Raw genomic sequence first — 26466 nt, forward strand, 5'->3', positions numbered from 1 at the left:
GAACTCCGGCCGGCGCCGAATCAGGCCGGCTTCGCGCAAGCCTTGCGCCCGGCTTCCATAAGCTTGAAGAACTTGTCGCCCTCCGGGCCCATCTCCTTGACCATCGCCGGCCACGCCGGCTCGAGCGCCTTGCGCCACAACTCGCGCTGCGCCGGCGTCACGGTGGCGATCGTGCCGCCCGCCTTCACGTGCATGCCGCGCAACGCCTCCTCGAAGCCGCGGATCTCCTTGCGGAGTAGCTCGGCCGGGCGCCGCGCGACGGCGCGGTCGAGCATCGCGCGCTGGTCGGACGGCAGCTTGTCGTACACCGCCTTGTTCATCAGCACGATGCCCGGCGCGTCCGACAACTCGACCCGGGTGAGCACCGGCGCCACCTTGGCGAGACCGGACGGCAGATAGAACGTGACCACCGTGGCGTTGACGTCCACGAGTCCGGTCTGGAAGGCCGACGCGATCTCGGTGATGCCGATCGGCGTGGGATTGGCGCCCAGCGTCGTCCACATCATGGCCGACACTTTGTTGCTCGCCGCCGCCGCCTTGAGCCCCTTGACGTCGGTCGGCGTCAGGAACGCCTTCTTGCCGACGATGTCGCCGGTGCCGACCTCGGTCCAACCGAGGAACTTCACGCCGCGCTTCGCCAGCGCCTCGGCGACCGGCCCGGCCATGTGCTTGTCGAGCACGCAGTCCTGCTCGGCGATGCTCTGGAAGTAGAACGGCATGCCGAGAAGCGCCAGCTCCGGCGCCACCAGCGCCACGGCGCCGTTGCTGAACCCGCCCATGTCGATGCGGCCGCGCGCGACCTGCTGCATCGTGTCCTGCTCGTTGCCGAGCTGGGCGGCGATGAACGGCATGATCTTGAGCGCGCCCTTGCTCTCCTCGGCGACGTCCTTCTCGAACCGCTCCAGCTGCGTGACCCACGGCGTCTTGGCCGGCGCGCCGGTGGTGTAGCGCAGCTCGACCGGCTTCCTCTCCTGGGCCGACGCGGGCGCCAACGACGCGGCCGCAAGCAACGCGGCGCCAAGAATCGCGATCCTCGAACCCATTCTTCCCTCCCGCAGCCGCGGCGCACTAGACGCCGGCCGTCGTTCATTGGGCACGAATGTGCCGCGCCGTCCGGGGGAAGGCGAGTGAAAAGTGAACGGCGCGTCGGAATTGGAAGGGCGCCGGTCGCCGCGCCTAGCCGCGCTTCTCGACCACCGCGAACCACGGGCGGCGGCCGACGTCGAGGAGGCGGCCGGAACCGTTCACGGGATAGACGGACATCGTCACGCCGTCGCGCACGTTGCCGCCGACGGCGCGCAACTGGCCGCCTCCGGCGTTGTCGATGACGACATCGCAATGCGCCACCTCCCGGTCCACGGCGGCCCGCAGCGCGCGCGCGTCGCGCCTGCCGTTGGCGCGGACGCCGGCGCAGACGAGATCGCCGGATTTGGGCGTGTAGTCGCGCCAGTCGTGGACACGGAACGCGCCGCCACGCCCTTGGATCTGGGCGTCGAGCAGCACCGCGAGGAAACCGGCATGGCGTCCGTTCGGCGGCAGGTCGCGCGGCGAGACGCCGCCCTCGCGCATCGTCCACGACACGAACGCGCCCGACCACGGTCGGTCGGTGTTGCGGCCGTTCCATTCCGGATGACCGGCGACGCGCCAGTAGTCACCGATCCGCGACGCCAGCGGCTCGTGCGTCTCGTGCACGCCGCCATCGCGGCTCGCGCCGCCGACATAGGAGATCACCGGCTGGCCGAACCGGCGCCATTCGCGCCATGCGGCGGCGGCCACGGGGTCGTTCGGGCCTCCAGCCTCGCGGCTGGAACCGCAGGCCGCCAACGCCGCGACCATCGCGCCGCCAACGATCAAGGCGCGGAGAATGACCGGAAGCAGCGGCCAATGTCTTGCGGGAACCATTCGATATTCTTCGGATCGAGAGGACGATTTTTGTTTATTATATCACAATTACAGCATTTTATGGGCGTTATCTAAAGTGAATTAACATTCATGCAGTTGACCGTCGCGCCGACCGATGCCTACCGTCGGTCCACGGGCCTGCCAGTTCGTTGGGACGGACCCGCCACGACAATGGGAGGAAGAAGAATGTTCCACGCGACAAGGCGCGCCCTCGCGATCGGCGCGGCGCTGTTCGGTCTGGCGGCTCCGGCCGCGGCGCAGGAACCTTGGAAGCTCGCCTCGGCGGCCCAACCAGGCTCCGTGCTGCTCAACATCCTCGAGGAGGTGATCGCCGTCATCAACGACAACGCAGGCGGCGCCGTGAAGGTCGAGCGCCAGTTCGTCGGCAACGAGCAGGAGATGTTCCAGCAGCTCATCCGCGGCCGGCTGCAGCTCGGCGGATCGTCGCCGAGCGGCGCGGCCGTCGCGGCGCCGGACGGCATCGTCGTGAGCCTGCCCTACCTTTGGTCGTCGGACGCCGAGCGCGTCTACGTCACCGACAAGTACGCGGTGCCGGTGATGCGCAGCATCTACGCCGAGAAGGGCATCCACCTGATCCTGATGGCAGACGTCGGCTGGAACGACGTCGTGTGCAAGACGCCGTGCCTGACGCCGGCCAGCGTCAAGGGCATGAAGGCGCGCGTGGCGCCGACGCCCGCCTCGAAGCTGTTCTGGCAGAGCCTAGGCGCCAACGGCGTGCAGATGCCGCTGACCGAGCTGTGGCCCGGCCTCGAGCAGAACCTTGTGTCGGCCGCCGACCTGCCGTTCCTGTTCTATATCACGACGCCGGGCGCGCAGTCTGCGCCCCACTACGTGCACACGCGCCACCTCCACCATCCCGCGATCATCGTCGCCAACAAGGCGCTGTGGGACAAGCTGCCGGCGGCGACGCGCGAGAAGATCGAGAAGGCGATGCCGTCGCCGGCCAAGTTCCGCAAGATGGTCGACGACGACGAGAAGGTGAAGATCGGCGAGTTCCGCAAGAAAGGCGGCCACGTCCACGAACTGACCGACGCCCAGCGCGCGGAGTGGCGCAAACTGGTCGAACCGGGCCTCCCGGACCTCGTGAAGAGCATGGGCGGGCGGGCGCAGGAGCTGTTCGACGCCATCCAAAAGGGCAGGAAGGAGTTCGCGGCGCTGCCGAAGTAGGGCCGGGCCGACGGATATCGGGAGGGCGCGTCCGTGGACGCGCCCTTCTCCGTCCGGCCTATCTGCCGACGAGGTACATCGTCAGCGGCGTCCACGCGCAGACGAGCAGCAGCCAGCTGAACATGATGGCGATGAACGGCAGCACCGCCTTGCAGATGAACAGGAAGTTCTCCTTGAAGGCGGCCATGGCCACGATCAGGTTCAGCCCGACCGGCGGCGTGAGGTAGCCGATCTCCAGGTTCGCGGTCATGATGATCCCGAAATGCACGGCGTCGTAGCCGGCGGATTTCGCCAGCGGCAGCAGCAGCGGCGAGAAGATCAGGATCGCCGAGCCGGCGTCCATCAGGCAGCCGACGATCAGCAGCAGGATGTTGATGCCGATCATCAGCATCACCGGGCTGTCGACCGCGCCCTGCACGTGGGTCACCCAGCTCTTCGCGATGCCCTCGTAGTCGAGGATCGTGTTGAGGCTCGACGCGATCGCCAGCAGCGGCAGCAGCGTGCCCAGCATCTTCACCGTGTCGAGCACGGTGTTCCAGTAGTCCGCCGGCCCCAGCTCGCGGTGGATGAGGAGCTCGACCAGCAGGGCGTAGACCAGCGACAGCGCCGCCGCCTCGGTCGGCGTGAACCAGCCGGTGTAGATGCCGCCTAGCAGGAACACCGGCAACAGCATCGCGAACACGCCCTCGCGGAGCGCGGTCGCGATCTTCGCGAGGCTCCAGCGGTCCGTCGGCCGCCCGCGGTTCGCGCCGTAGGAGTAGATCGAGAACAGCAGCGCGAGGAACAGGCCGGGTCCGATGCCGGCGACGAACAGCTGCGTGATCGACGTCTCGGTCATGATCCCGAACAGGATCATCGGGATCGACGGCGGGATCATGATCCCGAGCGTCCCGGCCGAGCACACGACGCCGATCGCGAAACTCCGGTCGTAGCCGCTGCGTATCAACGCCGGGTACATGATCGACCCGATGGCCAGCATGGTCACGATCGAGGAGCCGGAGATCGCGGCGAACACCGCGCAGGCCAGCACGGCGGCGATCCCCAGCCCGCCGGGGATCGGCGCGGTGAGCGCCACCATCACGTTGATCAGCCGCTGCGCGATCGACCCGCGCGACATCAGCGCGCCGGCGAGCATGAACATCGGGATCGCCAGCAGGACCTCGCGGTCGACGGTGAACCAGACGTCCTGGATCAGGAACTCGACCGAGCTGTTGCGCGCGAACCAGGCGTGGGTGAACGCGGTCGCCACCGCCAGCAGCAGGACCACGGGCTGGCGCAGGAACAGCAGCGCCAGGATCAGCACGAAGAAGATCGCGACCTTGTACGACAACAGACCCAGCGGGCCGAGCAGCGCCACGAACGCGAGCAAGCCCAGCGCCGACCAGGTCGAGCCGCGGATGGTGGAGGCGAGCAGCGTCGACATCACTCGCCGTCCTTCTCTTCGGGACGCAGCGCCGGAAAGGCCGCGTGGGCGGCGTAGCGAAGCGCGGACGCGAAGAACAGGTAGGGCAGCGCCGCCTGGATCGGCCACAGCTTGATCTTGAACACCATGTCCGTCTCGCCCAGGCGTGCCGAGCTGGCGACGAACTGCACGGCGTAGACGCCGAGGAAGAGGCAGATCCCGCACGACACGAGGTCGCCGATTCGGGTCATCGGTCCCTGCCAGGATTCCGGGAACAGCCGGTCCACCGCCGACACCCTGAGGTGGCCGCCGCTGTGGACGACGATGGTGAAGCCCAGCAGGCCAGCGATCGCCGTGGCGAACACCGCGAATTTCTGCGCGCCGAAGATACCGTTGCCCAGCGCCTCGCGCGAGAACACGTCGGCGAACAGCGAGGCGGCCACGAGCACGAACGCCACGCACGCCACGATCGTCTCGAGCCTGTACAGAAGGCCGAGCGACCGTCGGACGGCTTCCTGCATCCCCTATCCTCCAGGTCGTGTCCAGACGTGACTCGTCGTCACTTCGGCCGGGCGGCGAACTCCTTCTGGCCTTTCTGGATCGCCTCGTAGAGCTCCATCGCGCGCCCGCCGATGCCCTTGACGAGCTCGAGCTGCGCCGGCGCGACGAGCGCCCGCCACTCGGCGCGCTGCGCGTCGGTCAGCTCGACGAAGGTGCCGCCCTTGCGTTTGAAGTCGGCGACCTTAGCGCTCTGCTCGGCGTCGACCGCGCGGCGGGTCTCGGCGACCGGCACCGGCGCGCTTCGCAGGCCGTCCTGCACATCCTTCGGCAGCTTGTCGAACTGCGCCTTGTTGACCACGACCATCGCGGGATGGTGCAGGTGCTGCGTGTCGACGAAGTACGGCGCGCTCGTCGCCGCCGGGGTCGTGATGTAGTACGAGAACGGCAGATCGCAGGCGACGACCAGATTCTGCTCCAGCGCCGGGAAGAGCTCCGACAACGGCAGCTGCACGCCATTGCCGCCGAGCTGGTTCCAGAACATCTTCGAGCCGGCGGTCGGCGCGATGCGCGCCTTCAGGCCCTTGACGCTGGCGGGCGTCGGGCACGGCGACTTGCACACGACGCCATTGTACCCGACCTCGCTGTCGCCGACGATCACGAGGCCCTTCGCGTCGAAGATGCTGCGCAGCACCGGCATCGCGAACTTCTCGGTGACGTAGTCGCGCTCCGCCTTGCTCGCCCACAGGAACGGAACGTTCATCACGCCGCCCTCGGGCACGACGATGGACATGCCGGCGAACGAGACGCTGGCGATCTGCAGCCGGCCGCGCACGACCTGCTGGCCGATCTCCTGTTCGCTGCCGACGAACTGGCGCTCGACCACGAGCTTGCCGCCGGAACTCTTCGTCGCGTTGGCGGCGAAGGTGTCGACGAAGCCGATCAGCGCGGTGCCGGGCTGGGCCGCAGACGCGACCTTCCATTGCTCCTGCGCCAGCGCCGGCGAAGACACCAACGCGCCCGCGACCACGACCGCGAACGCGCGGCGCGCCAGTCCCACCATCTCGTTTCCTCCCCCTATGACTTTCGCGGAGGCTAGACGGCCCCCTCCGGCCTGTCGACCGCTAAATAAACCGCCGTTTACCTCGCCGCGCCCGGACCCTCGCTTGACCCTGCTCGGCGCCGCCTCCCATAGTGCCGCGAACGACGCGCGCGGCTGAACGCGCGCCGATCGGGAGGGGACGATGGCGGATTTTCCGTGGGTGAAGAGCTACCCGGCCGGCGTGGCGTGGGAGCTCGACGTGCCGAAAAAGGGCATCCACGAGGCGTTCGAGGAGGCCTGCGCGCAGTACGGCGACAAGCCGTTCACCGACTTCCTCGACAAGATCATGACCTTCCGGGACTACAAGGCCGCGACCGACCGCGCCGCCGCCGGGTTCCAGAAGCTGGGCGTCGGACCGGGCGTCCATGTCGGGCTCTACCTTCCCAACACGCCGCACTACATCATCGCTTTCTTCGGCGTGCTCAAGGCCGGCGGCCGCGTGGTCAACTATAGCCCGCTCGACGCCGCCCGCGAGCTCGAGCACAAGATCGCCGACAGCGAGACCGACATCCTCGTCACGCTCGACGTCAAGGCGCTGTACCCGAAGATGGCGGCCATGCGCGGCAAGTCGCGCCTCAAGAAGCTGATCGTCGGCAGCGTCGCGGACTTCCTGCCGTGGCCCAAGAACTGGCTGTATCCGATCGCCAAGAAGGCGGATTTCGACAAGTGGCCGCGCGACGACTGGCACATGTCGTTCAAGGACCTGCTGGCCAACGACGGCGTCTACAAGAAGCACGCCATCAAGGACGACATCTGGGACGAGGTCGCGCTGCTGCAGTACACCGGCGGCACCACCGGCCTGCCGAAGGCGGCGATGCTGACGCACGGCAGCATCATGGCGGCGATCGTGCTGCCGTTGTTCCACATCTACGCGCTGTCGGGAATCATGCTGGGCGCGGTGCGCAACGGCAACCAGCTGATCCTCTATCCGCGGCCCGACGTCGACATGATCGTCAAGGACCTCGGCACCAAGCGGCCGACCTTCCTGCCCGGCGTGCCGACGCTCTACACCGCGATCAACAAGCATCCACTGGCCAAGACGCTCGATCTGAAATCGCTCAAGATCTGCATGTCCGGCGGCGCGCCGCTGCCGGTCGAGGTCCAGAACGAGTTCGAGAAGCTGACCGGCGCGACGCTGATCGAGGGCTACGGCCTGACCGAGACGTCGCCCACGGGCTGCATCTGCCCGGTCGACAAGAGCGTGCGCCGCGTCGGCTCCTGCGGCGTGCCGATGCCCGGCACGATCGTCGAGATCCGCGGACTGGAGGACCACACCAAGGTGCTGCCGCCGGGCAAGGACAACGTCGGCGAGGTCTGCATCATCGGTCCGCAGGTGATGATGGGCTACTGGAAGAAGCAGGACGAGACCGACAAGGTCCTGTTCTCGCATCCCTCGACCAACTGGAAGGGCCTGCGCACCGGCGACATGGGCTACATGGACGCCGACGGCTGGGTGTTCCTCGTCGACCGCTCGAAGGACCTGATCATCTCCTCCGGCTACAACGTCTATCCGCGCGTGATCGAGGAGGCGACCTACGAGCACCCCGCGGTCGAGGAGTGCATCGTCATCGGCATCCCCGACGAGTATCGCGGCGAGGCGCCCAAGGTGTTCGTCAAGCTCAAGCCCGGCATGTCGCTTACGTTCGACGAGCTGAAGGCCCATCTCGACGGCAAGATCGGCAAGCACGAGTTCCCGGTCGCGTTCGAGATCCGCGCCGAGCTGCCCAAGACCCCCGTCGGCAAGCTCTCCAAGAAGGAGCTGAAGGCCGAGGAGAAGGAGAAGCTCGAGGCGAAGAAGGCCAACGCGACGGCCGGCTGACGCGGCGTCTCGCCTCAGCGCGGCCGGAGCGTGTCGAGGTGGTGTTTGGCGGCCTCGATGCTCATGCCGGCGCGCTGGCGCAGCCAGTCCATCGCCTCCGGCTCGCGGCCGGCCGAGATCAGCCCGGCGAGGCTGGCGCGCACCTTGGGATCGTCGAGCGGCGAGGGTCCGCGCGGCGCGAAGCGCAGCGCGTCGACATAGTCCTTGGCCTCCTTCAGGCCCATGCCTGTGCGTTCGCGCACCAGCTTCACCGCTTCCATCAAACGGCCCTCGGCGACCAGCGTCGTCGCCTCGGCGCGCGGATCGCCGGGAGGAGGCGGCGGCGGCGCGGTCGCGACGCGGCGGGCCATCGTGTTCAGCGACGGCACGTTCGGCATCGCGTCGACGTAGTCCTTGGCCTCCTTCAGGCCCAACCCGGTGATATCGCGCACCATCTTGATGGCCTCGATCTTCTCGCCGCGCGCCATTTTGGCGCGCAGGATCGAGTCGGCCGCCGCCATCGTCAGGCTGGCGACCGGCGTATCCTCGCCTGCCGGCGAGGGCGTGGCGAAAGCCTGCGCATCGAGCACCTTGGCCCGTCCGCGGCCACGCAGCAGCAGCGCGAGCGCGACGATGGCGACCACCACGCCGGCGCCGACCGCGGCCACGACCACCCAGCTCTGACCCATCCGCCGTCCCCCGCGACGCGACCTCCCGGACGCGACGTCCGTCAGCATAGTCCGGGACGGCGCCCGCGCCTATCGCCGGCCGCGCGATCCGCTTGCGCCGCCGCCGCCGGCCGCTAGTCTGCGCCACCGCTCCCGCCCCCAGGAACCGCCCGCCGTGAACACCGCGCCTTTCGCCTACGATTTCCCCTACACGACCCGCAAACTGCCGATCTTCGCCGACAACGTCGCCGCCTCCTCGCAGCAGCTGGCGTCGTCGGCGGGCCTGCGCATGCTGGCCAAGGGCGGCAGCGCGGTCGACTCCGCCATCGCCACGGCCATCGCGCTGACGATCGTCGAGCCGACCATGAACGGGATCGGCTCCGACGCCTTCTGCATCGTGTGGGACGGCACCAAGCTCGTCGGTATGAACGCGTCCGGCCACGCGCCGGCGCTGATGACGCCCGACCGCTACGCCGGCCGCGCCAAGATGCCGGACGTCGGATGGGACTCGGTGACCGTGCCGGGTTGCGTGTCGCTATGGGTCGAGTTGCACAAGCGCTACGGCAAGCTGCCCTTCGCCGACCTGTTCGAGCCGGCGATCCGCTACGCGCGCGACGGCTTCCGCGTGTCGTACATGGTCTCGCGCCAGTGGGAGCGCGCCATCCCGCGGCTGAAGGACCAGCCCAACTGGGCGCCGTCCTTCATCCCCGGCGGCCGCGCTCCGAAGCCGGGAGAGCTGTGGAAGTTCCCCGACCAGGCGCGCACTCTCCAGATCATCGCCGAGACCAAGGGCGAAGCCTACTACCGCGGCGAACTCGCCGAGAAGATGGAGAAATTCGCGATCGAGTGCGGCGGCACGCTGCGCCGGAGCGATCTCGAGGCGCACCGGCCGGACTGGGTCGATCCCATCGGCCTCGACTACCGCGGCACGACGCTGCACGAGATCCCGCCCAACGGCCAGGGCATCGCCGCCTGCATGGCGCTCGGCATCCTCGAGAATTTCGACATCGCCGGCATGGAACCCGACGGCGCCGAGCTGGCGCATCTGCGCATCGAGGCGATGAAGCTCGCCTTCGCCGACATCCACCGCTACGTCGCCGATCCGCGCTTCATGGAGGTAACGCCGGCCGAGATGCTCGACAAGGCCTACTTGAAATCCCGCGCCGGCCTGATCGACACGCGGAAGGCCGGCGCCTTTGGCCCGGGCGCCCCGAAGATGGGCGGCACGGTCTATCTCGGCGCGGCCGATTCCAGCGGCATGATGGTGTCGCTGATCCAATCCAACTACAGCGGCTTCGGATCGGGCGTCGTGGTGCCCGGCACCGGCATCGCGCTTCAGAACCGCGCCACCGGGTTCTCGCTGCAGCCCGGCCATCCCAATCTCGTGGCGCCGGGCAAGCGGCCGTTCCACACCATCATCCCGGCCTTCATCACCAAGGGCGGCCGGCCGGTGGCCACGTTCGGCCTGATGGGCGGCGGCATGCAGCCGCAGGGCCACATGCAGGTGTTCTCGCGCATCGTCGATTTCGGCCAGAACCCGCAGGCCGCCATCGACGCGCCGAGGTGGCGCATCCACGAGACCGACGGCACGGTGTGGACCGAGGCGCATACGCCGGCGGCGACGCTGCAGGGGCTGGAGGCGCTCGGCCACAAGCTCACGCGCACGCCCGAGCCGAGCTTCGACTTCGGCTCGGCCCAGATCATCTGGCGTTTCGACGACGGCGGCCCCTATCTCGGGGCGTCGGAGAGCCGCCGCGACGGGGCGGCCATCGGCTTCTAGGACCGGCCCCGCCGCCTACAAGAAGGGGAGGCGAGCATGCACGATATCGCGTTCGGATTCCAGGCGGCGCCGGCCAGCGACGTCCGCAAGCCCGACCACGTCCTCTACCGCGAGGTGATGGACGACTGCGCGCTCGGCCATAGGCTCGGCTACGACGCGGCATGGCTGCTGGAGCACCATTTCAGCGACTACTACCCGACGCCCAGCCCGCTGCTGTTCATGGCCCACATCGCCGCCGCCTTCCCCGACCTGTCGCTGGGCACCTCGGTGCTTGTGCTGCCGTGGTACCACCCGCTGCGGCTGGCGGAGGAGATCGCGATGCTCAACGCCATGACGCGGGGCACGCTGCATCTCGGCATCGGCCGCGGCACGGCGAAGATGGAGTACGACGCCTTCAACGTCGACATGAACGAGGCCCGCGCGCGCTTCGCGGAGTGCTACCGCATCGTCGAGAAGGGTCTGTCCGGCGCGCCGTTCACGCACGACGGCAGGTTCTGGAAGATCGAGCGGCCGCTGACCCTGCGGCCCGAGCCGGTCGGCAAGAAGGTGCGCTTCTACGGCGCCATCGGCAGCGCCGCGTCGGCCGAGATCATGGGCGATCTCGGCGTGCCGCCGATCTGCCTGTCGACCTTCCCTGACCGCCTGCTGACCCAGATCCTCGAGCGCTGGCGCGGCCGCGCCGGCGCCCGCGCCGAGGGCGCGATCCTGCCGATCTCGGTGAAGATGTTCATCGCCGACACCGACGAGGAGGCGCAGGCCCTGGGCCGCAAGTACTACCCGCCCTACTTCGCGCTGCAGGCCGACCACTACGAGGCCGACGACAACCCGTGGGACGGCATTCCGGAGTACCAGGAGTTCAACCGGATGTTCGCCAATCTGCGCAAGCTCACCGACCCCGCCCAGCTGGGCCCGTTCATGGCCTCGAACCTCGTCGGCTCGCCGGCCACGATCCGCAAGCGCATCGACGCGCTGGCGGCGCTGGGTTTCGACTATTTCATGGTGTCCTGCGCCACGCCCGGGACGCCGATCGAGCTGCGCCAGCGCATGATGACGCGCTTCGCCGAGGAGATCTGCCCCGGTTACTCCCCGTCGATGCGCCGCAAACGCGCGGCCTAGACTCGCCACGAGCGGGCGGCGCCGCGCGGCATGCTAGGCCGCGACCACACGCGCCGCCGTGAACTCGGTGTTCATCTGTCAAGTCGCGCCGTCGTCCGGCGACGTCTCGCTGCGCCAGACGATGCAGTCCGGCGCGATGTCGTTGTAGCTCCAGCGGATCTGAATGCCCGGGGGCAGCGTCCGTTCTGGACGATGCGATCACGTTCGCGGTGGCCGATCTGCGTGAAATGCAGGCCGGTCACCGGCTCCGTCCATTGGATACGCCACGTGTCCGATGCCGGATCGTCGGCGCGCAACGTCGTGCCGTAGCGGCCCGCGTGCGCGACGCCGGCGTGGCGGCCGGCGGCGCGCGACGGCACGATCCACACGTCCTGGATGGCGCGGCCCTCCTGCGCCTAGCTGGCGCGCGACGGCACGATCCACACGTCCTGGATGGCGCGGCCCTCCTGCGCCTAGCTGGCGCGCGACGGCACGATCCACACGTCCTGGATGGCGCGGCCCTCCTGCGCCTAGCTGGCGCGCGACGGCACGATCCACACGTCCTGGATGGCGCGGCCCTCCTGCGCCTAGCTGAAGTGCCACTCGCCGGGACAGCGCAATGTGGCGACGTCCTCGCCGAACTCCGTAACTTCGAGCGCCCACGGGCCGATCAGCGAGACGTGGCGGTCCGTCCTGGCGCCCCTGTCGGCGACCGGACCGGCCGCCGACAGCGCGTCGGCGAAAGCGTTCGACGAGGCGAGCGTCGCCGCCGACTACGCCGCGACGCCGCAATACGCCTCGACCCGGTAGCCGTCGGGATCGATGACGAAGGCCGCGTAGTACGTCGGGCTGTAGTCCTTGCGCAGACCCGGCTTGCCGTTGTCGCTGCCGCCGGTCTTCAGCCCCGCGGCGTGGAACGAATCGACCGCCTTGCGGGTGGGCGCGGTGAAGCAGAAATGCAGGCCGGAGCGCATGTCCGCCGGCACTGGCGCCTCGCTGGCGCCGATCCACAGCGCGACGCCGTCCCGGCCGTAGCCCAGCGATCCCTCGCTCTCGCTCAGACAGGTGTAGCCGAGCGGCTTCAGGGCGGCGTCGTAGAACTTCTTGGCGCGCGCGATGTCACGCACGCCGATGGACACATGGTCGAACATAGAGATCCCCATTTCGTTGAAATCAAAGGGAGAATGCTTACTAACTCTATAACTGGTTATATAGTTATATAAACGCAATTCCCTTGTCAACCGTCATGCCGGTTAGTATCTGGGGATGATGTCCACATCGCCCTCCGCGTCAGGTACACGGCTGGTCCCAGCCAGCCGGGCCGATCTGTGTCTGGAATTCGCCGACACGCGCTACTGGCGCGGCACGCAACCGTCGACGGAATCGCTGCACGGGATCGACGATGTGGTCGCCTGGTGCCGATCGATGGGGACGCTCGACGAGGCCGCCGACGTGGCGTTGCGCGCATGGTGGCGCGACCACCCCGAACGCGCCGGCGCGGCGTTCGACGAGGCCGTGGCGCTGCGCGAATCGATCTTCACCGTGTTCAGCGACGCGGCCGCCGCACGCGCGCCGGCGCCCGACGCTCTCGACCGCCTCAACCGCGCGCTGGCCGCCGCGCCGGCGCGCGCCAATCTGCGGATCGCCGATGGCGCCTATGTCTGGGAACTTCCCGCGCCGACACCCGACGCCGCCTCGCTGCTGGCGCCGGTGCTGTGGTCGGCCGGCGATCTGCTGACCGGCCCGCGGCTCGACCGCGTCCGGCGCTGCGCCAACGACAAATGCCTGTGGTTGTTCCTCGACGAGAGCAAGGGCGGCACGCGCCGCTGGTGCTCGATGAGCGCCTGCGGCAACCGCGCCAAAGCCCACCGCCACTACGCGAAGAAGAAGCGCGCGGCGCCGTAGCGGCGCCACCGCGCGCCTTGCATGGCTGGCGTACCCCGCGGTTATTCGTACTCGCGACGTGATCCGGTTCACACACTCAGGTCGTCCACGCCTCTACGCTGGGATTCGGCGCCACATCCGACGCAAGTGCGACGGCATGTAAGCGCGACCAACCCGGCGAGAGGAGGCTTCAAGATGACCAAGGCAGCAGCGAAGGCGAAGAAGGCCACATCCGTCGGCGCTAAGCGCGCTGGACTCACTGCGACTGCCGTCAGAGCGTCTGCGGCTCTTAAGGCGAACCTCACGCCCGAGCAGGTCGCGCAACTCGTATCCGTGGCGATCGTCGGCGCGATCGCCGCCCGTCACCCCGGCCTTCCATTCAGCTGGAGCCTCGTGCCGACCAAGCCGCGGAACGCGGGTGGTCTGGGCGTCGTGCCCCCCGGTCAGGCCTGGAGCGCCACGCTCGACGTTGTCGGCCAGCAACTCGCCACGGTCTCGGGTGGACAGATCATTTGGGACTCGAATCTCACCTTCGATCTGAGGACGCTATCGGCTCCCCTGTCGAAGACGCACGCGGAGATCCTCCACGACGTCGTGACGTCGTAGCGCGAGACACGCGATGACAAAGGCATTTGCCGGTTCGATCCACGCGATCGTCGCTGCCGCGGTGATCGCATTCCTCCCCGCCGCCGCAGCGTCGCAACCGGCGCCGGCCGCCGGCGAGACCATCCCGCAAAGCGCGATATGCGTCGCGCGTACGGGCACGACGCCTGAGCGCTATTGGATCGACAAGAGCAAGCTGCTCGGGTGGTTGCTCAAGAACCGCTCGCTCTCGTTCCGCGCGATCGACGTCAACGGCGATTGGTCGATGAGCGCCGAGGAGATCACGAAGGCCTACAGCTCGTTGAGCTACTGCTCAACCATCGCCAAGGGCCGTTGCTCCGGGGCCGACGATGACAACCAGACGAACGCCTGGCTGGCCCTCCAGGAGATACTGGCGTCGAACGGCGCCGCCAACGGCTACATCGTGCGCGCCACGCCGAACACGCCGGGCGGAACGATGACGATCACAGCGCTGATCGACCCCCGTGGACCGGCGCTGGACATCGAGTGCAGGAACTCCCGCTTGACGGATACATTCTCCCGTCAGCGCGCCGACGTCGCCAAGGCGGATGCGGCGAAGGCCGCGCAGGAGGCCGAAACCGCGCGGCGGATCGCCCAGCGGCAACTGTGGATTCCCGACGAACCCCGCGGCTTCCGCCTCGCCGGCAAGCGCGAGGACCTTTTCCGCGAGCGGACCGGAAAGCCGGGCGACCTGCTCGGAATCAAGATTGCCGGCGTAAACATGGAATCCGACCGCCGCAAGAACCTGACAACCTACAATGTCGAGGCGTTCGCCGGTTACTCATTCAAATGGCAGAAATGGAAGAAGCACGACGACGAAGGGAAGCTAGTCGACGACGGAAACCAGTTCTTCTGGGTGACACCGTACGTCCAGGTCGAGCGCTTCCTCACGAACGAGCGCCAGAAGCGCGTCGACAAGCTCGGCGGCGGTTTCATCGCGGACTACAAGTTCGTGGCTGGCTGGGGGGCGTTTGACCACGTCACTCTCTCGCCCGGATTCATCACCGACGGACGAGCCAAGACGCAGATCGGAACTGTGAAAGCGACGTGGTCGCCGGGTTTCCTGTTCTCACCGGACGCGATCGGCGGGCTCGCGAACTATGTCGGGCAGCCGGGGCCGATTTCCGCTCTCGGCCTGAACGCGATGCTCGTACCCATAGTGCTCGGACAGGCGGGGAAGGTATTCGACTCCAACCACAACGCGCAGCTCCGCGCCAACAGCACCTACGTCCGCCTCGGCGGCGAGATCGGGGTCGTCGTTCGGGCGGACCGGATCGAGGGTCGTCCCAGCTTCTTCGACCAGTTCGAGCTCGATGCAAGCTACCGGTATCTCGAGGGTGTCGCCGGCAAGCTCAACCACTACTCGCTGTTCCGCGTCGGCGCGACATATCTGTTCCCCGACAACGAGCATTTGGCGATCCGGCTCGAGTACAAAAACGGTCGCGTCGAGGACACCCTCCAGCGAGTCGAAACGGTAACGTTGTCGTTTGGCGCCCGCTTCTAGATCGGAGCAGCGTCCGAATCGCGAACACGGGAAAGGGGTCCCTCGCGGGACCCCTTGCGCGAGACGAGGACGGCGGTCCGCCGCCTCAGCGAAGGATGCTCTGCAGCTTCATGGCGACGCCCATGTCGCCCTCGATCTTGAGCTTGCCGGTCATGAACGCGGTCATGCCGTCGAGCTTGCCGCCGACCATGTCGACGAGATCCGAGAGCGACATCTTGATGGTGCAGTCGGCGGCGTTGTCGTCGTTGCTGACGGCTACCGGGGTGCTCTTGCCGTCGATGAAGATCGCGCCTTCCGGCGTGGCGAACTTCACCGTGTTGCCGAACGCGCTCTTGCTGCCGGCGCCGGCCTTCATCTTCTCGGTCAGTTCCGCGAGGGTCATGTCCGTCTCCCTGTTCGATTGGATGGCGCCCCGGCCCGCAGAATGACGGGCGGCGGCGTGGTTCACAACGGCGGCCGAACCATGATTGACCTTTACGTAAACGTCAATTATGAACCGGACGCGCGCGTGAACAGGCGTTTACGCTCGATGGCACGCGGCCTAGTGTCGAACGAACGAAGAGCACGAGGGGGAGATCGATGCCTTACCGGTCGGTGCTGCGTCCGGGCATCTTCGCCGGCCAGACCATGATGGTGACCGGTGGCGGCAGCGGTCTGGGCCGCTGCGCCGCGCACGAGATGGCGGCGCTGGGCGCGCATGTCGTGATCACCGGGCGCAAGACCGAGAAGCTCGAGGCGGTGAAGGCGGAGATCGAGGCCGATGGCGGCGCATGCTCGTTCCAGGCCTTCGACATCCGCGAGGAGCAGCCGGTCAAGGACGCAATCGCCGCCATCGTCGCCGAGCGCGGCCGCGTCCACGGACTGTTCAACAACGCCGGCGGCCAGTTCCCAGCCCCGGCCGAGGCGATCAGCCAGCGCGGCTTCGACGCCGTCGTGCGCAACAACCTCACCGGCGGTTTCCTGGTGGCGCGCGAGGTCTACCTCCAATCGATGCGCGACCACGGCGGATCGATCGTGTTCATGTCGGCGGACATGCGCAACGGCATGCCCGGCATGGTGCATTCCGGCGCCGCGCGCTCGGGCACCGAGAACCTCGCGATGACGCTGGCCTTCGAGTGGGGCCACGCGGGCGTGCGCGTGAACACGGTGTCGCCGGGCTGGATCGCGTCGTCCGGCATGGACACCTACGAGGGCGAGTTCAAGCGCGCCATCCCCCTGCTGAAGAACCACGTGCCGGTGCGCCGGCTCGGCACCGAGAGCGAGGTCTCGGCGGCGGTGTGCTTCCTGATGAGCGAGGCGGCGGGCTTCGTCACCGGCCTCAATTTCCGGATCGACGGCGGCGTGCCGTTGGGGACCCGCAACATTCCCCTGCCCGACGGCCGCGGCACCGAGGCGTACCACGGCTTCCACCGCACCATCATCCCCAAGGTGCTGGGGGGATGATGCTCGGAGCCGCGCACGTCTTCCCTTCTCCCCCTGAAGAGCGGGAGAAGGTGCCCGTCGGCCGGCTGAGCGGCTTCCACACCACGCCGTCCCGCACCAATCGCGCGCTTGCACCGCGAAGGCCGTCATCCGGCGCAACGCGCCACCTTCTCCCCTACTTCAGGGGGACAAGGAAGATCAGGACCTGATCCGAGAACCATGCCCGTCATCGAAACACAGATCGACACCCGCTCCGAGGAGTACCGGGGCAACCGCGAGGGGATGCTGGCGGCGATCGAGGCGTTCCGCGCCGCCGAGCGCGCCGTGCACGCCATCGCCGAAAAGGCGCGGCCGCGGTTCCGGCAGCGCAAGCAGCTGATGCCGCGCGAGCGCGTCTCCTTGCTGCTCGACCCCGGCGCGCCGTTCCTCGAACTGATGGGGCTGGCCGGCTACAAGATGCACGACGACCGCGACGGCTCGAGCGCCGGCGGCGGCAACATCGTCGGCATCGGCTACGTCGAGGGCGTGCGCTGCGTGGTGTCGGCGACCAACAGCGCCGTCAAGGGCGGCACGATCGCGCCCGCCGGCCAGCGCAAGGGCCAGCGCACGCAGCAGATCGTGATGGAAAACAAGCTGCCGGTGATCAACCTGGTGGAGTCCGGCGGCGCCAACCTGCTCTACCAGTCCGAGATCTTCGTGCCCGGCGGCCGCGGCTTCGCGAACCAGGCGCGCATGTCGGCGATGGGAATCCCCCAGGTGACGGTGGTGCACGGTTCCTCGACCGCCGGCGGCGCCTACCTGCCCGGACTCAGCGACTACGTCATCATGGTGCGCAACCAGGCCAAGGTGTTCCTCGCCGGCCCGCCGTTGCTCAAGGCCGCGACCGGCGAGATCGCCACCGACGAGGACCTCGGCGGCGCGGAGATGCACAGCGTCGTGTCGGGCGTGTCCGAATGGATGGCCGAGAACGACGCGGACGGCATCCGCCTGGCGCGCGAGGTCGTGCGCCAGTGGCACTGGAACGACCACATCCCGCCGCGCCGCGACAGGCCGTTCCGCGAGCCCCTGTACGATATCGACGAGCTCTGCGGCGTCGTGCCGCCGGACTACCGCCAGCCCTACGACGTGCGCGAGGTGGTCGCGCGGGTCGCCGACGGCTCGGAATTCCTCGAGTTCAAGGCGCTCTACGACCAGCAGACGATCTGCGGCTGGGGGCGATCGAAGGGGAGCCCGTCGCCTTCATCGGCAACAACGGCCCGATCACCGTGAAGGGCGCGACCAAGGCGGCGCAGTTCATCCAGCTCTGCTGCCAGTCCAGGACGCCGATCGTCTACCTTCAGAACACCACCGGCTACATGGTCGGCACGGAGTCGGAGAAGGGCGGCATCGTCAAGCACGGCTCCAAGATGATCCAGGCGGTCGCCAACGCCACGGTGCCGCAGATCACCATCGTGATCGGCGGCAGCTTCGGGGCCGGCAACTACGGCATGTGCGGCCGCGCCTACGACCCGCGCTTCATCTTCGCGTGGCCCAACAGCCGGACCGCCGTGATGGGCGGCGAGCAGGCCGCGACGGTGATGAAGATCGTCACCGAGCAGAAGCACCTGCGCGAGGGCACCGAGCCGCCGCGCGAGCAGATCGAGAAGATGTACAAGGGCATCGTCGAGCAGTTCGACCGCGAGTCGACGGCGCTCTACAGCACCGCCCACCTGTGGGACGACGGATTGATCGATCCGCGCGACACGCGGCGGGTGCTCGCATACACGCTGTCGATCGCGCGCGAATCGGCTGTGCGGACGCTTCGCGCCAGCACGTTCGGCGTGGCGCGGATGTGAGGCGGATGACCGCGAGCGGCGTGTCCTTTCCCTTCTCCCCTCGAAGGAGGGGAGAAGGTGGCGCGAAGCGCCGGATGAGGGGCTTCACGGTCACAGATCGAGCGAGGTGCGCATTGAAAGTCCAGCGAAGCCCCTCATCCGCCCCTACGGGGCACCTTCTCCCTCGCTGACGGGGGAGAAGGGAAGATATTCAACCGAGGAACGGCCGATGAAGTTCACTCCCGAGCACGAGGCGTTGCGCCGCACATGGCGCACCATCATCGACCGCGAGATCAATCCGCACATGGACGAGTGGGAGCGCGCCGGCGTGTTCCCCGCGCACGAGCTGTTCAAGAAGCTCGGCGACGCCGGCCTGCTGGGCGTCGACAAGCCGGTCGAGTTCGGCGGCGCCGGGCTGGACTTCTCCTACGCCATGATCTGCTCGGAGTCGCTCGGCTGGGTGAACGGCGGCTCGGTGCCGATGGCGGTGGGCGTGCAGATCTCGATGGCGACGCCGGCGCTGGCGCGCTTCGGCAGCGACGACCTGCGTCGCGAGTTCCTGGCGCCGTCGATCAGCGGCGATTTCGTCGCCTGCCTCGGCGTCTCCGAGGTCGGCGCCGGCTCGGACGTGGCCTCGATCAAGACCACCGCGCGGCGCGAGGGCGGCGACTGGGTCATCAACGGCGGCAAGATGTGGACCACCAACGGCACGCAAGCCGACTGGATATGCCTGCTGGCCAACACCGGCGACGGTCCCGTCCACCAGAACAAATCGCTGATCTGCGTGCCGATGAAGACCAAGGGCGTGCAGATCGCCAGGAAGCTGAACAAGCTGGGCATGCGGGCCTCGGACACCGCCCAGATCTTCTTCGACGACGTGCGGGTGCCCGTGCGCAACACCATCGGCCAGCCCGGCATGGGCTTCGTCTACCAGATGCGCCAGTTCCAGGAGGAGCGTCTGTGGGCCGGCGCCGGCACGCTGGCCGGCTGCGAGCGCATCATCAACGCGACCATCGAGTACACGCGCGAGCGCAAGGTGTTCGGCCGGCCGCTGCTCGACAACCAGGTCATCCACTTCCGGCTGGCCGAGCTGATGAGCGAGGTCGAGGCGCTGCGCTCCCTGGTCCACCGCGCTTGCGAGATCCATCTCGCCGGCGAGGACGCGACCCTGCTGGCGTCGATGGCGAAGCTCAAGGCCGGCCGCCTGCGGCGCGAGGTCTCCGACGCCTGCCTGCAGTACTGGGGCGGCGCCGGCTACATGTGGGACAACCCCGTGGCGCGGTCCTACCGCGACGGCCGGCTGGGTTCGATCGGCGGCGGCGCCGACGAGGTCATGTTGCAGATCATCGCCAAGACCATGGGCACGCTGCCCAAGCCCGCGAAGCATTGACGGAAGCGGCGAAGGAGCCGGCCATGCAGTTCACCACCGAGCACGACCAGATCCGCCGCACGCTGCGGACGATCATCGACCGCGACATCAATCCGCACGTCGACCAGTGGGAGGAGGACGGGATCTTCCCGGCGCACGAGGTGTTCAAGAAGCTGGGCGACGCCGGCCTGCTGGGCATCCACAAGCCGGTGGCGTTCGGCGGCATGGGGCTCGACTACTCCTACGCCATGGCGATGGCCGAGGAGCTGGGCCACATCAACTGCGGCTCGGTGCCGATGGCGATCGGGGTGCAGACCGACATGGCGACGCCGGCGCTGGCGCGGTTCGGCAGCGACGATCTGCGCCGCGAGTTCCTGGCGCCGTCGATCAGCGGCGACTTCGTCGCCTGCCTCGGCGTCTCCGAGGTCGGCGCCGGTTCGGATGTCGCGTCGCTCAAGACGATGGCGCGCCGCGTCGGCGGCGACTACGTCATCGACGGCGGCAAGATGTGGACCACCAACGGCACGCAGGCCGACTGGATATGCCTGCTCGCCAACACCGGCGACGGGCCGGCGCACAAGAACAAATCGATGATCTGCGTGCCCATGAAGACGAAGGGCGTTCAGGTCGTCCAGAAGCTCGACAAGCTCGGCATGCGCAGCTCCGACACCGCGCAGATCTTCTTCGACGGCGTGAAGGTCCCGGTGCGCAACCTCGTCGGCCAGGAGGGCATGGGCTTCACCTACCAGATGCAGCAGTTCCAGGAGGAGCGGCTGTGGGGCGCGATCAGCGCCGTGGTCGGCATGGAGCGCCTCATCGACCAGACCATCGAGTACACGCGCGGGCGCAAGGTCTTCGGCAAGCCGCTGCTCGACAACCAGGTGATCCATTTCCGGCTGGCCGAACTCAAGACCGAGATCGAGCTGGTGCGCTCGCTGTGCTACCGGGCCTGCGAGGAGTACGTCGACGGCGCCGACGTCACGCTGCTGGCGTCGATGGCCAAGCTCAAGGCTGGACGCATGATGCGCGTCGTCACCGATGGCTGCCTGCAGTACTGGGGCGGCGCCGGCTACCTCTGGGAGTCGCCGACCGCGCGCGCGTTCCGGGACTCGCGGCTGGCCTCGATCGGCGGCGGCGCCGACGAGGTCATGCTCCAGATCATCAGCAAGATGATGGGAACCCTGCCCCGGCTCGGCAACCGCTGACCGGCCGCCCCCGACGCGTGGAGAGACACCGATGGCCGAATTCCGCACCGCCTACGAGGCGCTCATCGTCCGGCGCGACCGTTCGCGCCTGCACGTCACGCTCAACCGCCCGCAGGTCAAGAACGCGCTCAACCCGACTCTGATCGGCGAGCTGACCGAGGTGTTCACCACGCTCAAGCAGCGGACCGACATCAAGACGGTGGTCCTGCGTGGCGCCGGCGGCGCGTTCTGCGCCGGCGCCGATCTGCGCAACATGGAATCGAGCCTCGGCGAGGCGCCGAAGCCGGGCGCGAAGGATCCCGTGGCGACCGGCAACCGCCAGTACGGCACCTTCCTCGAGATGGTGAACAACGCCCGACAGACCGTGGTCGCGGCCGTCGAGGGCTACGCCATCGCCGGCGGCTTCGGCATCGTCTGCGTCAGCGACATCGCCATCGTCACCGAGGATTGCGGCTTCGCCATGAGCGAGACCGCCATCGGCATCGTGCCGGCGCAGATCGCGCCGTTCGTGGCGGCCCGCATCGGCGTGCCCCAGACTCGGCACCTCGCGCTGACGGCGGCGCGCTTCAAGGGCGCCGAGGCCGTGCGCATCGGCATCGGCCACTACGTGGTCAAGGACACCGCCGCGCTCGACGCCAAGCTCGAGGAGGTCCTCAAGCAGATCGACCGCTGCGCACCGCTGGCCAACGCGCTGACCAAGGCCATCGTGATGCGGGTCGGCTCCGAGCCGCTGGCCACGACGCTGGACTTCGCCGCCGACTGCTTCGCGATGGCGCGGCGCAGCCCGGAGGCGGCCGAGGGCCTGCGCGCCTTCGCCGAGAAGCGCCCACCGAAATGGGCGGTCGAGTAGCGGCGTGACCACCACGCTCCACGCGGCCGGGGAACGCCTACGCGGGCAGCGGCGCGAACGGCAGCCGCTCGCGGCGCGCCAACCGCGGCACGCCCTCGCCCAGCACCAGCGCCTTGAAATGCGCGGTGTCCTGGTGCGCCGCGAAAGCCCGCTCGTCGACAAACAGCTCGTAGAGGAAGAAGACATGGTCGTTGTCGGGCGAACGGTGTGGGCGGAACAGCAGCGTGCCCGGCTCGGCGCGCACCGCCTCGGCCATGCGGCGCAGCACGTCGGCGACGGCGTCGGCCTCGCCCGGCCGCGCCTCCCAGGTGACCGCGAGGGCGACGGTGCCGGCGACCGGCGGATTTGCGTTGGCGGGCGTGGGCATCGGCGTCTCCATGTGGTTGGACGACGGCCTTCTAGAGGGCGGGCGACGTCGAACGCTTCGGCCGCGGCCGAAGCGCGCCCCGCATCCGCCATCAGCGGAACCGGAGCAGGATGATGGCCTTCACCAAGATCCTCATCGCCAACCGCGGCGAGATCGCGTGCCGTGTGGCGCGCACGGCGCGCGCGCTGGGCTACCGCACCGTCGCGGTCCATTCCGACGCCGACGCGGCCGCGCTGCACGTCGATTCCTGCGACGAGGCCGTGGCGCTCGGCGGCGACCTCGCCGCCGACACCTATCTCGACGCGGCCAAGCTGGTCGCCGCGGCGCGCGCCACCGGCGCCGACGCGGTCCATCCCGGCTACGGCTTCCTGTCGGAGAACGCCGGCTTCGCGCGCGCCTGCGCCGAGGCCGGCCTGGTCTTCATCGGGCCGCCGGCCGACGCGATCGACGCGATGGGCAACAAGGCCGCCGCCAAGCGCCTGATGATCGCCGCCGGCGTTCCTTGCGTGCCGGGGTACCAGGGCGCCGGCCAGGATGACGCGACGCTGCGCGCCGAGGCGATGCGTATCGGTTTGCCGGTCATGGTCAAGGCGGCGGCGGGCGGCGGCGGCCGCGGCATGCGGCTGGTGGCCGCAGAACCCGATCTGGCCGACGCGATCCGCATGGCCCGCGACGAGGCGGTCAACGCCTTCGGCTCAGGCGAGCTGATCCTCGAGAAGGCCGTGGTCGACGCCCGCCACGTCGAGATCCAGGTGTTCGCCGATTCGCACGGCGCGGTGATCCATCTCGGCGAGCGCGACTGTTCCGTGCAACGGCGGCACCAGAAGGTGGTCGAGGAGGCGCCGTCGCCGGCGGTCTCGGCCGACCTGCGCGCGCGCATGGGCGCGGCGGCGGTCGCGGCGGCGCGCGCCATCGGCTACCGCGGCGCGGGAACGGTCGAGTTCCTGCTGGCCGGCGACGGCGCCTTCTACTTCCTCGAGATGAACACCCGCCTCCAGGTCGAGCATCCCGTCACCGAGGCGATCACGGGGCAGGACCTCGTCGCGTGGCAGCTCCGCGTCGCCGCCGGCGGCCATCTGCCTCTGCGGCAGGACGAGGTACGCTTCGACGGCCACGCCATCGAGGTCCGGCTCTACGCCGAGGATCCCTACGCCGGCTTCCTGCCGCAGACCGGCACCGTCGCCGCGTGGCGGCCCGCCGCCGGGCCGGGACTGCGCGTCGATCACGGCATCCGCGACGGACAGGTGATCTCGCCCTTCTACGATCCGATGATCGCCAAGGTGATCGCGCATGGCGCCGACCGCGCCGAGGCGCGCCGCAAACTGGCCATGGCGCTGGAGGACACGGTCGTCCTCGGTCCGGTGACCAACAAGCATTTCCTCGTGCGTGTCCTGCGCGACGCGGTGTTCGCCGACGGCGGTGCCACGACGGCGTTCATCGGCGAGCGCTTCCCGACCGAGGCTCTGGCGCCGCCGGCGCCGGAAGACGCGCATTGGGCGCTCGTGGCGGCGGCGATCTGGCGCCGTGGCCGCGACCGCGCCGGCACCCTTTTGAGCGGGTGGCGCAATTCCAATCCGGAGCCGTCCATCCTGCGCCTGCGTCACGGCGAGACGGTGCGCGAGCTGCGCGTCGAGCCGCGCGCGGACGGTGGCCTCGACGTCCAGCTCGACGGACGCGCGATGCTGGTCAGGCTCGACGGCCGGGCCGACATCGCCGGCCATGTCCGGATCGACGGGGTCCGACGGCCGGCCCAGCTGCTGGCGCATGACGGCGGTTGGCTGGCCGAGATCGGCGGGCTCGCGGTCCGCTTCGCCGACGCCACGCACGAACCCGTCCGCGGCGCGGCCGGCGCAGGGGACGGCACGCTGCGCGCGCCGATGGACGGCCGCATCGTGGCGATCCGCGTCGCCTCGGGCGACGCCGTCGAAAAGGGCCAGACCATCCTGGTGCTCGAGGCGATGAAGATGCAGCACCAGATCCGCGCCGCCGCCGCCGGCACGGTCGCGACGCTGCCGGTCAAGGAAGGCGACCAGGTCTCCGCCCGCACCGTGCTCGCGACCATGGCGGCATCATAGGGGCCGGCGTACGCGATCGCGGCGAGCACGGAACGACGGCACCGTGCGTGGTCGTGCGCCTGCCACGTCGCGGCGAGCACTCGCCGCGTCGCCGTCCGAGCGGCTATCATCGGGAGATGAAACGCCTCCGCATCGCGCTGTCGCTCGCGCTCGCGCTGTCGGCCCCGGCCGCTGCGCGCGCCGTCGACCTGCCGACCGACGAGGCCGTGCGCGTGTTCGCGCTCGGCCCGGTGTGCCGTGCGCTCTACGAGCGCTATCGCGGCGCGCCGGACGACCGGGCATTCGCGGTCAACAGCAAAGGCAAATGCGGCTTCGCGCGCGGCGCCACGACTCCCGACGCCGTGCGCGCGCGGGCGCTGGAGTTCTGCGGCGGCGAGGCGGTGGAATGCCGCATCGTGGCGACGAACCTCGCGACCGAGCGCGACGGCACCGCGCCGCTCGTCGTCGACCGCGGCTTCACCATCCGCGGCGCGGCCACGGCGGCCGGCGTCGTGATCTGGAACCACGGCACGCTGTCGGAGAACGCCACGCGGCCACCGGCCGGCCCGCCGCCGTTGCTGCGGCCACTGGCGGCCGAGGGATGGGACGTCTACCGCGTCGACCGCCCCGGCCGCGGCACGTCGCGGCTCGAATCGCTGGGAATGATCTCGCAGGCCGTCCAGCGCGCCCGCGCCATGGGCTACAAGCGCATCATGCTCGCGGGGCAGTCTGCCGGAGGCTGGGCCGCGCTCGAGCTGGCGGGCAAGCTCGACGGCATCGACGCGGCGCTGGCGACCGCGCCGGCCCGCCACGGCAAGATCGGCACCGACGCCAATCTGCGGGCCCGCGCGCTGCGCGAGTTCGACACGCTGCTCGGCGCCCGTCCGCGCGGCGGCGCGCGGCTGGTGATCGCGCTGTTCGAGAACGACGAGTACGACGCCGACGCCGCCGAGCGCGCCCGCATCGCCCGCGGCAAGGCGCTGTCGCTCGACGTGCCGCTGCTGCTGATCGACCGTCCCGACATCGCGCGCGGCCACGGCGGCGGGCTGGGGCCGGCGATGGCCGGGCGCTACGGCCGCTGCGTGCGCGACTATCTCGCGCGCGCCGCGCCGCCGCCGGGGGTCGCGACCTGCGGCGAATGAGCCGGCAGGCTGAGGCCGCCGCGCTCCACCGGCGACCGCGTCGCCGCGACGCTTGGACGCGCCGCCATCGCCGCGCGCCACGCCTCCATCCGCGGATGTTCGGCCATCGACAACGCGCCCTCAGGGGCTAGCCGGAACAGCGCGATCATCGGATAGGCGTGAAGATCGGCCAACGTCAGGGCGTCGCCCGCGAGGAACGGCCGGTCCACCAAGAACTCCTCCAGCACGCCAAGGGCCGTCCGGGCGCGCGGCAACGCCGCGGCGATGAGGCCCTCGTCGGTGGCGCGGCCCTGCGCCGGCGCGCGTACGCGCTCGACGAACACGTCCCACACGAGCGTTCGATACACGTAGCTGTCGCAAACGCTGATCAGCTGGTCGACGCGGGCGCGGCCGCGCGCGTCCGCCGGCGTCAATGCCGGGCCCGGAAACGCTGCGTCGACGTAGCGGGCGATGGCGCCGCTCTCGTACAGGCGCAGATCGCCGTGCTCGAAGGCGGGGATGCGGCCGAAGGGATGGCGCGCGAGATAGGCCGCCGGCGCGCCGCCAGGCGCGAACACGTCGACCTCCTCGAGCCGGTAGTCCACGCCCTTCTCCGCCAGCGCCAACCGGGCGATGCGCGTGTAGACGCTGTAGGTCGCGCCGAACAACGTGGGTCGGTTCCCGTCCGTCATCCTCGACATGTACCCTGTCATCCCGGGCGGCGCGAGAGGTCCAGGGTCGGCGGCAGCGCTGGCCCCTCGCCGCGCCCGGGATGGCGGAGAGCGCCCAGTGGAGGCAAGCGGCCGCCCGCGTTGACCC

Annotated in this window: 23 protein-coding genes and 1 pseudogene; 14 read left to right on the forward strand and 10 right to left on the reverse strand. The window is 69.1% G+C overall.

What is annotated here, in order from left to right; genetic code table 11:
- Positions 1-20: 20 nt before the first annotated feature.
- The gene (locus tag IPK81_03360) at positions 21-1043 is read right to left on the reverse strand and encodes a TRAP transporter substrate-binding protein (GenBank protein ID QQS13304.1); all 1023 of its coding nucleotides are present in this window, start codon (positions 1041-1043) and stop codon (positions 21-23) included.
- Positions 1044-1176: 133 nt separating this feature from the next.
- Entirely contained in the window at positions 1177-1776 is a 600-nt protein-coding gene (locus tag IPK81_03365; GenBank protein ID QQS13305.1) for a DUF2272 domain-containing protein, read from the reverse strand.
- 312 nt (positions 1777-2088) lie between these two features.
- Here IPK81_03365 and dctP point away from each other — a divergent pair, with 312 nt between their 5' ends.
- Complete coding sequence (gene dctP, locus IPK81_03370) at positions 2089-3090, forward strand: TRAP transporter substrate-binding protein DctP (GenBank protein ID QQS13306.1); 1002 nt, start codon at positions 2089-2091, stop codon at positions 3088-3090.
- Between the two features lie 58 nt (positions 3091-3148).
- Here the strand turns inward: dctP and IPK81_03375 are convergent, their stop codons facing one another.
- The 3 genes from IPK81_03375 to IPK81_03385 are packed head-to-tail and all read right to left on the reverse strand — an operon-like array spanning position 3149 to position 6053.
- A complete protein-coding gene (locus IPK81_03375) occupies positions 3149-4513 on the reverse strand; it encodes a TRAP transporter large permease (protein QQS13307.1) in 1365 nt (454 codons plus the stop codon).
- Entirely contained in the window at positions 4513-5013 is a 501-nt protein-coding gene (locus tag IPK81_03380; GenBank protein QQS13308.1) for a TRAP transporter small permease, read from the reverse strand. The genes IPK81_03375 and IPK81_03380 overlap by 1 nt, the downstream gene beginning before the upstream one ends.
- A gap of 38 nt (positions 5014-5051) precedes the next feature.
- A complete protein-coding gene (locus tag IPK81_03385) occupies positions 5052-6053 on the reverse strand; it encodes a TRAP transporter substrate-binding protein (protein QQS13309.1) in 1002 nt (333 codons plus the stop codon).
- Between the two features lie 181 nt (positions 6054-6234).
- On the opposite strand from IPK81_03385, the gene IPK81_03390 reads away from it, so the two are divergent.
- The gene (locus IPK81_03390; protein QQS13310.1) at positions 6235-7911 is read left to right on the forward strand and encodes an AMP-binding protein; all 1677 of its coding nucleotides are present in this window, start codon (positions 6235-6237) and stop codon (positions 7909-7911) included.
- A 14-nt stretch (positions 7912-7925) separates the two neighbouring features.
- Here the strand turns inward: IPK81_03390 and IPK81_03395 are convergent, their stop codons facing one another.
- Positions 7926-8579: a ribosomal protein L7/L12 gene (locus tag IPK81_03395; GenBank protein QQS13311.1), complete on the reverse strand. Its 654-nt coding sequence runs from the start codon at positions 8577-8579 to the stop codon at positions 7926-7928.
- 202 nt (positions 8580-8781) lie between these two features.
- Between IPK81_03395 and IPK81_03400 the strand changes: the two genes are divergently transcribed.
- Together IPK81_03400 and IPK81_03405 are read left to right on the forward strand one after the other, a co-directional pair.
- Entirely contained in the window at positions 8782-10338 is a 1557-nt protein-coding gene (locus IPK81_03400) for a gamma-glutamyltransferase family protein (protein QQS14941.1), read from the forward strand.
- Positions 10339-10374: 36 nt separating this feature from the next.
- Positions 10375-11454 (forward strand): LLM class flavin-dependent oxidoreductase, encoded by a 1080-nt coding sequence (locus IPK81_03405; protein ID QQS13312.1) that lies wholly within the window; start codon positions 10375-10377, stop codon positions 11452-11454.
- A gap of 752 nt (positions 11455-12206) precedes the next feature.
- Here the strand turns inward: IPK81_03405 and IPK81_03410 are convergent.
- Positions 12207-12584 carry a VOC family protein gene (locus IPK81_03410; GenBank protein ID QQS13313.1) on the reverse strand — a complete coding sequence of 126 codons (378 nt, stop codon included), beginning with the start codon at positions 12582-12584 and terminating at the stop codon, positions 12207-12209.
- Positions 12585-12699: 115 nt separating this feature from the next.
- Between IPK81_03410 and IPK81_03415 the strand changes: the two genes are divergently transcribed.
- The 3 genes from IPK81_03415 (at position 12700) to IPK81_03425 (ending at position 15445) form a co-directional block, all read left to right on the forward strand.
- Positions 12700-13338: a CGNR zinc finger domain-containing protein gene (locus IPK81_03415; GenBank protein ID QQS13314.1), complete on the forward strand. Its 639-nt coding sequence runs from the start codon at positions 12700-12702 to the stop codon at positions 13336-13338.
- Positions 13339-13512: 174 nt separating this feature from the next.
- Complete coding sequence (locus tag IPK81_03420) at positions 13513-13923, forward strand: hypothetical protein (protein QQS13315.1); 411 nt, start codon at positions 13513-13515, stop codon at positions 13921-13923.
- A 13-nt stretch (positions 13924-13936) separates the two neighbouring features.
- On the forward strand, positions 13937-15445 hold the full coding sequence (locus IPK81_03425; protein ID QQS13316.1) for a hypothetical protein: 1509 nt from the start codon (positions 13937-13939) through the stop codon (positions 15443-15445).
- 85 nt (positions 15446-15530) lie between these two features.
- On the opposite strand, the gene IPK81_03430 is transcribed toward IPK81_03425, so the two are convergent.
- Positions 15531-15827 carry an SCP2 sterol-binding domain-containing protein gene (locus IPK81_03430; GenBank protein ID QQS13317.1) on the reverse strand — a complete coding sequence of 99 codons (297 nt, stop codon included), beginning with the start codon at positions 15825-15827 and terminating at the stop codon, positions 15531-15533.
- Between the two features lie 197 nt (positions 15828-16024).
- Between IPK81_03430 and IPK81_03435 the strand changes: the two genes are divergently transcribed.
- The 5 genes and pseudogenes from IPK81_03435 (at position 16025) to IPK81_03455 (ending at position 22105) form a co-directional block, all read left to right on the forward strand.
- Positions 16025-16888 carry an SDR family oxidoreductase gene (locus tag IPK81_03435; protein QQS13318.1) on the forward strand — a complete coding sequence of 288 codons (864 nt, stop codon included), beginning with the start codon at positions 16025-16027 and terminating at the stop codon, positions 16886-16888.
- Between the two features lie 198 nt (positions 16889-17086).
- Positions 17087-18702 (forward strand): annotated as a pseudogene (locus IPK81_03440) (acyl-CoA carboxylase subunit beta).
- 208 nt (positions 18703-18910) lie between these two features.
- A complete protein-coding gene (locus IPK81_03445) occupies positions 18911-20071 on the forward strand; it encodes an acyl-CoA dehydrogenase family protein (protein ID QQS13319.1) in 1161 nt (386 codons plus the stop codon).
- Positions 20072-20094: 23 nt separating this feature from the next.
- Positions 20095-21255, forward strand: a complete 1161-nt coding sequence (locus tag IPK81_03450) for an acyl-CoA dehydrogenase family protein (GenBank protein QQS13320.1) — start codon at positions 20095-20097, stop codon at positions 21253-21255.
- Between the two features lie 31 nt (positions 21256-21286).
- On the forward strand, positions 21287-22105 hold the full coding sequence (locus IPK81_03455; protein QQS13321.1) for an enoyl-CoA hydratase/isomerase family protein: 819 nt from the start codon (positions 21287-21289) through the stop codon (positions 22103-22105).
- 37 nt (positions 22106-22142) lie between these two features.
- On the opposite strand, the gene IPK81_03460 is transcribed toward IPK81_03455, so the two are convergent.
- Entirely contained in the window at positions 22143-22472 is a 330-nt protein-coding gene (locus IPK81_03460) for an antibiotic biosynthesis monooxygenase (GenBank protein ID QQS13322.1), read from the reverse strand.
- Between the two features lie 110 nt (positions 22473-22582).
- Between IPK81_03460 and IPK81_03465 the strand changes: the two genes are divergently transcribed.
- Complete coding sequence (locus IPK81_03465) at positions 22583-24547, forward strand: biotin/lipoyl-binding protein (protein QQS13323.1); 1965 nt, start codon at positions 22583-22585, stop codon at positions 24545-24547.
- Between the two features lie 116 nt (positions 24548-24663).
- Positions 24664-25668: an alpha/beta hydrolase gene (locus tag IPK81_03470; protein ID QQS13324.1), complete on the forward strand. Its 1005-nt coding sequence runs from the start codon at positions 24664-24666 to the stop codon at positions 25666-25668.
- Here IPK81_03470 and IPK81_03475 read toward each other — a convergent pair.
- A complete protein-coding gene (locus tag IPK81_03475) occupies positions 25617-26339 on the reverse strand; it encodes a glutathione S-transferase family protein (protein QQS14942.1) in 723 nt (240 codons plus the stop codon). The two genes, IPK81_03470 and IPK81_03475, sit on opposite strands and share 52 nt — an antisense overlap.
- Between the last annotated feature and the right edge of the window lie 127 nt (positions 26340-26466).

The sequence above is a fragment of the Rhodospirillales bacterium genome, assembly GCA_016699855.1.
Taxonomy (GTDB): Bacteria; Pseudomonadota; Alphaproteobacteria; order Reyranellales; family Reyranellaceae.

What these genes read in the sequence shown, in the direction of transcription:
- IPK81_03360 (QQS13304.1), bottom strand. Translation starts at nt 1,043, where the DNA reads ATGGGTTCGAGGATCGCGATTCTTGGCGCCGCGTTGCTTGCGGCCGCG.
- IPK81_03465 (QQS13323.1), top strand. Translation starts at nt 22,583, where the DNA reads ATGATGGCCTTCACCAAGATCCTCATCGCCAACCGCGGCGAGATCGCG.
- IPK81_03410 (QQS13313.1), bottom strand. Translation starts at nt 12,584, where the DNA reads ATGTTCGACCATGTGTCCATCGGCGTGCGTGACATCGCGCGCGCCAAG.
- IPK81_03405 (QQS13312.1), top strand. Translation starts at nt 10,375, where the DNA reads ATGCACGATATCGCGTTCGGATTCCAGGCGGCGCCGGCCAGCGACGTC.
- IPK81_03395 (QQS13311.1), bottom strand. Translation starts at nt 8,579, where the DNA reads ATGGGTCAGAGCTGGGTGGTCGTGGCCGCGGTCGGCGCCGGCGTGGTG.
- IPK81_03385 (QQS13309.1), bottom strand. Translation starts at nt 6,053, where the DNA reads ATGGTGGGACTGGCGCGCCGCGCGTTCGCGGTCGTGGTCGCGGGCGCG.
- IPK81_03455 (QQS13321.1), top strand. Translation starts at nt 21,287, where the DNA reads ATGGCCGAATTCCGCACCGCCTACGAGGCGCTCATCGTCCGGCGCGAC.
- IPK81_03470 (QQS13324.1), top strand. Translation starts at nt 24,664, where the DNA reads ATGAAACGCCTCCGCATCGCGCTGTCGCTCGCGCTCGCGCTGTCGGCC.
- IPK81_03475 (QQS14942.1), bottom strand. Translation starts at nt 26,339, where the DNA reads ATGACGGACGGGAACCGACCCACGTTGTTCGGCGCGACCTACAGCGTC.
- dctP (QQS13306.1), top strand. Translation starts at nt 2,089, where the DNA reads ATGTTCCACGCGACAAGGCGCGCCCTCGCGATCGGCGCGGCGCTGTTC.
- IPK81_03445 (QQS13319.1), top strand. Translation starts at nt 18,911, where the DNA reads ATGAAGTTCACTCCCGAGCACGAGGCGTTGCGCCGCACATGGCGCACC.
- IPK81_03375 (QQS13307.1), bottom strand. Translation starts at nt 4,513, where the DNA reads ATGTCGACGCTGCTCGCCTCCACCATCCGCGGCTCGACCTGGTCGGCG.
- IPK81_03415 (QQS13314.1), top strand. Translation starts at nt 12,700, where the DNA reads ATGATGTCCACATCGCCCTCCGCGTCAGGTACACGGCTGGTCCCAGCC.
- IPK81_03380 (QQS13308.1), bottom strand. Translation starts at nt 5,013, where the DNA reads ATGCAGGAAGCCGTCCGACGGTCGCTCGGCCTTCTGTACAGGCTCGAG.
- IPK81_03460 (QQS13322.1), bottom strand. Translation starts at nt 22,472, where the DNA reads ATGCCCACGCCCGCCAACGCAAATCCGCCGGTCGCCGGCACCGTCGCC.
- IPK81_03450 (QQS13320.1), top strand. Translation starts at nt 20,095, where the DNA reads ATGCAGTTCACCACCGAGCACGACCAGATCCGCCGCACGCTGCGGACG.
- IPK81_03390 (QQS13310.1), top strand. Translation starts at nt 6,235, where the DNA reads ATGGCGGATTTTCCGTGGGTGAAGAGCTACCCGGCCGGCGTGGCGTGG.
- IPK81_03430 (QQS13317.1), bottom strand. Translation starts at nt 15,827, where the DNA reads ATGACCCTCGCGGAACTGACCGAGAAGATGAAGGCCGGCGCCGGCAGC.
- IPK81_03420 (QQS13315.1), top strand. Translation starts at nt 13,513, where the DNA reads ATGACCAAGGCAGCAGCGAAGGCGAAGAAGGCCACATCCGTCGGCGCT.
- IPK81_03425 (QQS13316.1), top strand. Translation starts at nt 13,937, where the DNA reads ATGACAAAGGCATTTGCCGGTTCGATCCACGCGATCGTCGCTGCCGCG.
- IPK81_03435 (QQS13318.1), top strand. Translation starts at nt 16,025, where the DNA reads ATGCCTTACCGGTCGGTGCTGCGTCCGGGCATCTTCGCCGGCCAGACC.